Source organism: Paenibacillus sp. AR247 (genome assembly GCF_002968895.1).
Lineage (GTDB): Bacteria > Bacillota > Bacilli > Paenibacillales > Paenibacillaceae > Paenibacillus_AQ > Paenibacillus_AQ favisporus.
Window position 1 is genome coordinate 96,441 of sequence record NZ_PCZT01000018.1, and the last position, 6,667, is coordinate 103,107.

Here is a 6,667-nt window from a genome sequence, read left to right on the forward strand (position 1 = left end):
TACGCCAAGCGCGTGCTTGAAAACTTATTATAAGGAGAGATGATGGGATGAACGAGAAATTGACGAACTATCTGAACGAGGTTTTTGCTGCATACGAAGGGGTGAGAAGCGTCAGCGAATTAAAGGCCGACCTGCACTCCGATCTGCAGGAGCGGTTCCGTGAGCTGAAAGCCGAGGGCAAGGACGACGAAACGGCTTTGGAGATGACCATCGACAGCATCGGCGACATTGAGCAAACGGTGTTGGAGGTGGCAAACCTATCCCGTTCGCTGGAGCGGCAGGTGCTAACCAACCTCAGCGCGAGCAACTTGGCCGAAAGCGACTTTGCGGGCGTTACCGCACATAAGGGGAAATTCACATCAAGCACGCTCCGAGGCTCCGACTTCACGAATGCGGACTTGACCGGCAGTTCATTTAAGAGCAGCGATGTGAAGGATGCCCGATTCGACGGCGCAAACCTGACCGACTGCAACCTGACCACTCTGGACCTTGCTAATGCAAGCTTTAACCAATCCACTCTTGTACGAACGAACTTCAGCAAGTCGTGGCTGGCCGGAGCCACATTCACAGGCGTTCACCTGACCGACGTCAACCTGACGATGACCGCTCTCACAAAAACCGTCTTTGAGAATTGTGTATTCGACGGGGTGGACTTCACATCTTCCGATCTGACAGGGCAGCGTTTCGACGGTCAAATCTTCATTGGCGTCAAGTTCGACAGAGCCGGGTTGAAAGAAGTTTCGTTCAAGGGCGCTACGCTCAAAAATGTGTCTTTTCAAGGGTCGTTGTTGTCCAAGAAATATTACCGCGCCATTAAAACGATCTGCTTTGACGGGGCGACGATGGATAAGTTGACCTTTGCTGCACTCAAGGGCATGGATGCCGATTTGTCAAAAGTTACGGTGATCTGAAAAGGAGGAGAAGATATGACAAACAAGTCGATTCAAGTCAAAGGACTGCAAAAATCCTACAAGCAGCAGCAAGTTCTAAAAGGTGTGGATTTTGAGGTGGATCAGGGAAGCATTTTCGCCCTGCTCGGCTCCAACGGGGCGGGTAAGACGACAACCGTAAAAATCCTTACCACGCTGCTTAAGCCTGACGGCGGAACCGCTGCCGTCAACGGATTCGATGTCACCTCAAAGCCGGACCATGTACGGCAGTCGATCAGTTTGGCCGGTCAGTTTGCCGCCGTGGACGAGAATTTGACCGGGCAGGAAAATCTCATCATGATCGCCAAGCTGCGGCATCTCGCAGCTCCGCGTGTGGTTGCCCGCGAACTGCTTATGCGCTTCGGCTTAATGGATGCCGCGAACCGGAGAGTATCTACTTATTCGGGAGGTATGCGCCGCAGGCTCGACCTCGCTATGAGCCTGATCGGAAAACCGCAGATCATTTTCCTTGACGAGCCGACGACTGGGCTTGATCCCGAGGCGCGCATCGAGGTGTGGAAGATCGTCAAGGAGCTTGCTGACGGCGGCACGACCGTATTCCTGACCACGCAGTATCTGGAGGAAGCCGAACAGCTTGCCGATCGAATCGCCATTCTGCATGAGGGCAAGATTATCGCGGGCGGCACGCTCGCGGAGCTGAAAAAGCTGTTCCCGCCTGCAAAGGTAGAGTACGTTGAAAAACAGCCTTCATTGGAAGAAGTATTTCTTGCCATCGTTGGCAAAAAGGAGGAAAAGTAAATGGAAGCGGTAAAGAAGCATTACTTTAGCGATATGGGTGTGATGCTCGGACGTTCCATGCGCCATATATTCCGCAGCTGGGACACCATTATCACGGTCACGATCATGCCGATCGCATTTATGCTGCTGTTCGTTTATGTATTCGGAGGCGCCATTCAAACCGGCACGGATAACTATGTAAATTATTTGCTGCCAGGCATTTTGCTGATTGCCATTGCAAGCGGAATTTCTTATACGGCGTACCGCCTGTTTATCGATGTGCAGCGGGGTATATTCGAACGGTTCCACTCCATGCCGATTGCCCGTTCCACCATGCTGTGGGGACATGTGATCAGCTCGCTGGTATCCAATGCCATATCGGTGGTCGTTATCATACTTGTTGCGCTCTTAATGGGCTTTCGTTCGTCAGCAGGGCTGCTGCCATGGCTTGCCGTAGCCGGCATACTGATGCTGTTTACACTGGCGTTAACGTGGGTCGCGGCGATTGCCGGGTTATCCGCCAAATCCGTGGATGGCGCAAGCGCCTTTTCCTATCCGATTATCTTCCTGCCGTTCATCAGCTCCGCGTTTGTGCCGACCGATTCGATGCCCCGGGTCGTTCGCGCCTTTGCCGACAACCAGCCGGTGACCTCGATCGTGGAAGCGATCCGTTCGCTGCTGTCAGGTCAACCAGTGGGCAATGATATCTGGATCGCTCTTGCATGGTGCGTCGGAATCATGCTCGTGGCATATGTTTTTGCGATGAGGGCGTATAAGAAACGGGTGTAATATCCGTAAATCCCCGCTTATCTCAAGCTGCTGCCTACCATCCTGCATTGTTTGTCCCTGCCCCATTTGGGGTAAAAAGTGTAAATAAACAAAAGCTGCCGTTCTAGACGGATAATGCACCATGATCAGGGAATATTAGGCAGTGGACATGAAGACAGCGGGGTGAATGTGCAATGAAGGAAATACCGGAGCAGCACGTGAAGCTGCATGGGTTTAACAACCTGACGAAGTCGCTCAGCTTTAATATGTACGATATCTGCTTTACACGGACCAAAGAAGAGCGCGAGGCTTACCTGGAATACATCGATGAGCAGTATAATGCGGAGCGTCTGACGACGATTCTGAAGACGGTGTCGGATATTATCGGGGCTCACGTGCTGAATATAGCCAAACAGGATTACGTGCCGCAGGGGGCGAGCGTGACGATTCTCGTCTCCGAAGGGCCAGTGGTGGAGGTTCCGCAGGAATCCTATTCCGAATCGCCCGGACCGCTGCCGGACTCAGTCGTCATGGCCTTGGATAAAAGCCATATTACGGTTCATACGTATCCGGAGTTCCATCCGGACGAGGGCATCAGCACCTTCCGGGCCGATATCGACGTATCGACCTGCGGGGAGATTTCGCCGCTGAAGGCGCTGAACTATCTCATTCATTCTTTTGACACGGATATTATGACCATCGACTACCGGGTTCGGGGATTTACGCGCGATATTAGCGGCCATAAGCTGTTCATCGACCACGATATCAATTCGATCCAGAACTATATCCCGGATAAGGTGAAGGATATGTACGACATGATCGACGTGAACGTGTATCAGGAGCATATCTTTCATACGAAATGCAAGCTGCGGGAATTTGACCTGGACAATTACTTGTTCGGCTATACGAAGGATACGCTGAGCGAGAGCGAGCAGGAAGAAATCACGGAGCGGATTACACTGGAAATGGACGAGATTTATTACGGCAAAAATTTGGTGTGAGGCAGATGAACCTGGTGCGGAAGTGATGAAGTTATATTCGGTAAGGCGCTGTGCTCACACAAAGGGGTACGGCGCTTTTATTTTGCTGGCGGCAGTTATTTGAAAATGCTGATCAAGATGGAGATCACCGCAAACAGGGCGATGCCGGACATAAAAAAGTAGCCGAAGTACCGGATCGGGGCGGGGAGCTGGTCCATATTGACCTTTTTGGGCGGGCCGCCGCCTTCGATGGTTTGTATGTTTCTGAGCTGCTCATTAACATAAATTTCATGGTCGAGGGTCGCAGCGGTTTCGCTTGCGGGCTGCGTTTCGTGAACTGCGGGCTTTCCTTGCGGACTGGCGGAACGGGATCGGTTGGGGTCCATGGGGGTCAGCTCCTTTTTTGTTTAAAATTACATTTAATTTCCATTATTGTAACATACGGGGGATGGAAAAGCATCTTCAGCCGGATAGTAAAAAAAAGACTGGATCTGTGGGGAAGCACGTGAATCCAGTCTTTTTTAGTAGAAGCAGAGCCCAGTGTGAAAGCCATGATTGTACACAATGGGCCGATCTCGTTCCCGGGATGCGGGATTAAACCTTTTATGGCTGAGATGTGCCAGGCTCGGCGCCTGCCGGATCGGGCGTGCTCGGCTCGGACGAGTCAGGATCAGCGCTTCCTGGATTGGACGTGTCTGGATCGGACGAACCTGAGGCGGTATCACCTGAGTCGGCCGGGACCGGATTGGACGGTTCAGGATCCGTGCTGCCCGGAACAACGGAACCCGAATCGGTCGAATCCGACTTGGCTGGACCGGTCTCCTCACTTATACGGTTAACCGGTTTTGGGACGTAAGGTTTGACGACCAGGAGGGAGGCGGCGGCTGTCTGTCCGTTATATTCCGCCTTAATGCTCGTCAGGCCCGGTGCCAGCCCGATAATATTACCCTCTTCGTCAATGGATGCGATCTCGGGATTTTCGATTGAAAATCGGGTCTCTTTGGTCACCGGAAGGACGGTGCCGTCCGGTTTTTTAAACAAAGCGACGATATCAATCATGTCATTTACCGTCACGGAATACTCGCTGTCATCCAGAAAAAATTCACCTTCGCCGGGCTGCTCGCCTTGAGATACGAGCTTAAACTTCGTGAGCTGAAGATAAGCGGAGGACTCGATACTGTTTAAATATACAAACCCGCCGTCTTGAAGGAGGGATGCGTTATTGAAATTTCCCGTATACCCGGGGATCTCCTGGCGAAGGACATCCATGGTTTTCCCTTCGGCGCTAAGCTTCAGGATCACATGGTCATCGCTCGTTTGATCCTTGCCGAGTACCAGATAACCGTCGTCTACCTGGTTCATTTGCAAGAACGAAATATCGTCCAATTCCGGCGAAGAATCGGTTAATCTCAGGTTCCACAGCGTATTTCCGGAACGGTCGATTTCCCAGAGGCCTTCGGCATTCAGCATGATATAGCCCTTCCCGTCGGCCGAGGGTATGATCTGCTTGTAATCCAGCCTCCCCCAGTCCGAAGTCTCTTTCATGCGTTTGGATATCAGTTTTCCGGAAGCATTATATTTGACCAACAAAGGATAGTATGTAGAGGAATCATAGTATCTGCCTACCACCCAAAAACCGCCGTCCGAAGTCTCGGCAGCAGCGTTGAAAACTTGACCATCCCTAAAATCGGTCGGTCCGCCCCCGCTGTAACGAAATGTATGGTCCCATTGCAGATTGCCGTCTTTGTCCGTTTTGAAGACGTAGGCAGGAGCCGTATCGGAGCGGTTATAGGTGGAGGACGTCACGATAAAACCGCCGTCACTCGTTTCTTGGACGCTGTTGACCGGATTTTGAAAGACGGTGCTGTAGGCCCAGTTCCATTCCACTTGTCCCGTGGACGACAACTTAAGGAGGTATGCGCGATAAAGGGGCCCGCCATTGGAACGGTCATCGAGGGCTGCACCAATGATATATCCTCCGTCCCGGGTCTGTTGAATGTCGTACCCGTGATACGCTTCCGTGACGTAATGATTGTCGAAAAAGTCCGTCTCCCACTCGGTGCCGCCGCTTGCATCCGTTTTGATCACATGAAGACTTGTGGGACCAAAGTTACGGCTCGTGAGGTCGCTGAGCATGACAAAGCCGCCATCGGCCGTCGGCGCCACATGATCCGGCGTATTGTAGTTTGTGGAATCCCCGTACAATTGGGTCCATTCCGCCTCTAGCCGGGAAGAGCATATGTCCGCATAACTTGTAGCGGTCTGGCTCACCCATAGACAAATTCCTGTCACCAAAGCCATCAACATCATCGCCGGTTTGCGCAAGGCTGTCGTCAATCTGCAACACTCCTTTAGCATTGGTAATATCATCAAATTCTATTGTGCGTTAGGAGCTGGCGGCCCAACAGGTGCGCTGTAACCATTCTGCATATGAGGTTTGTCTTATTTTCAAGTTAGCTGGAAACCGCGGCATCAGGCGTTCGACATTCACCTTGGAAACAGAAAATAGCTGCAAAAATGCAGCTATTGTGGCCATTCCTACCTGTTATTCAATGCGAATAAGTTCGAACCAAACTGCGAGAAATGGCGGCCGAACGGTCCGGATTTACTCCCCGTCTAGATGATTTTTCTCCGCACCCATCCCGAAATAAGATCCGTCAGGATGACCAGGACGATGATCCCCAGCAAAATGATGCCCACCCGGTTCCAGTTGCGCACCTGCAGCGCGAAAATCAGCGGGGTGCCGATGCCTCCGGCACCGACCAGACCGAGGGTCGTGGCGGAGCGGATGTTGATCTCGAACCGGTACAGCGAGTAGGAAAGGAACTGCGGGATGACCTGCGGCAGCACCGCATACCGAAGCACCTGCAGCCGGTTTGCACCGGACGCGATCAGGGCTTCCTGCGGCCCGCGGTCGATGCTCTCGATCGTCTCCGAATAGAGCTTGCCCAGCATGCCCACGGAATGGATGCCCAGGGCCAGAACGCCGGCAAAGGAGCCGGGACCGACGGCTTTGATAAACAGAATCGCCACGATGATCTCCGGGAACACCCGGATGACGCTCAGGACCAGCTTGCCGCTGCCGGACAGCGCGAGACCGCGGCTCATATTGCTGGAAGCCCAGAAAGCGAACGGAATACAGACGACGGCAGCAACGACGGTGCCAAGAACGGAGATGACGAGCGTATCGAGCAGTCCCCGCAGCAGATCCTCCCCGTCCGGAATGTACACGAAGGACCAGTCCGGATGCAG

General features: G+C 52.8%; 7 protein-coding genes. 4 read left to right on the plus strand and 3 right to left on the minus strand.

The annotated features are described in order from the left end of the window. Positions 1–47: 47 nt before the first annotated feature. The 4 genes from CPT76_RS26170 to speD all read left to right on the plus strand — a co-directional run bounded on the left by CPT76_RS26170 (position 48) and on the right by speD (position 3,436). Positions 48–911 (plus strand): pentapeptide repeat-containing protein, encoded by an 864-nt coding sequence (locus CPT76_RS26170; protein ID WP_105444994.1) that lies wholly within the window; start codon positions 48–50, stop codon positions 909–911. Between the two features lie 15 nt (positions 912–926). Continuing rightward, the gene (locus tag CPT76_RS26175; RefSeq protein ID WP_105444995.1) at positions 927–1,688 is read left to right on the plus strand and encodes an ABC transporter ATP-binding protein; all 762 of its coding nucleotides are present in this window, start codon (positions 927–929) and stop codon (positions 1,686–1,688) included. Then, entirely contained in the window at positions 1,689–2,456 is a 768-nt protein-coding gene (locus CPT76_RS26180; protein WP_105444996.1) for an ABC transporter permease, read from the plus strand. A gap of 173 nt (positions 2,457–2,629) precedes the next feature. Continuing rightward, on the plus strand, positions 2,630–3,436 hold the full coding sequence (gene speD, locus CPT76_RS26185) for an adenosylmethionine decarboxylase (protein ID WP_105444997.1): 807 nt from the start codon (positions 2,630–2,632) through the stop codon (positions 3,434–3,436). Positions 3,437–3,531: 95 nt separating this feature from the next. Here speD and CPT76_RS26190 read toward each other — a convergent pair whose 3' ends face one another. From CPT76_RS26190 to phnE, 3 genes are all read right to left on the minus strand, one after another. Next, positions 3,532–3,801, minus strand: a complete 270-nt coding sequence (locus CPT76_RS26190) for a hypothetical protein (protein ID WP_105444998.1) — start codon at positions 3,799–3,801, stop codon at positions 3,532–3,534. Between the two features lie 217 nt (positions 3,802–4,018). Beyond that, entirely contained in the window at positions 4,019–5,752 is a 1,734-nt protein-coding gene (locus CPT76_RS26195; RefSeq protein ID WP_105444999.1) for a hypothetical protein, read from the minus strand. A 279-nt stretch (positions 5,753–6,031) separates the two neighbouring features. Beyond that, a partial coding sequence (gene phnE, locus CPT76_RS26200; protein WP_105445000.1) for a phosphonate ABC transporter, permease protein PhnE occupies positions 6,032–6,667 on the minus strand: 636 nt, incomplete at its 5' end.

Coding starts and splice junctions, on each gene's coding strand:
- CPT76_RS26170 (WP_105444994.1), top strand. CDS start 48: ATGAACGAGAAATTGACGAACTATCTGAACGAGGTTTTTGCTGCATAC.
- CPT76_RS26175 (WP_105444995.1), top strand. CDS start 927: ATGACAAACAAGTCGATTCAAGTCAAAGGACTGCAAAAATCCTACAAG.
- CPT76_RS26180 (WP_105444996.1), top strand. CDS start 1,689: ATGGAAGCGGTAAAGAAGCATTACTTTAGCGATATGGGTGTGATGCTC.
- speD (WP_105444997.1), top strand. CDS start 2,630: ATGAAGGAAATACCGGAGCAGCACGTGAAGCTGCATGGGTTTAACAAC.
- CPT76_RS26190 (WP_105444998.1), bottom strand. CDS start 3,801: ATGGACCCCAACCGATCCCGTTCCGCCAGTCCGCAAGGAAAGCCCGCA.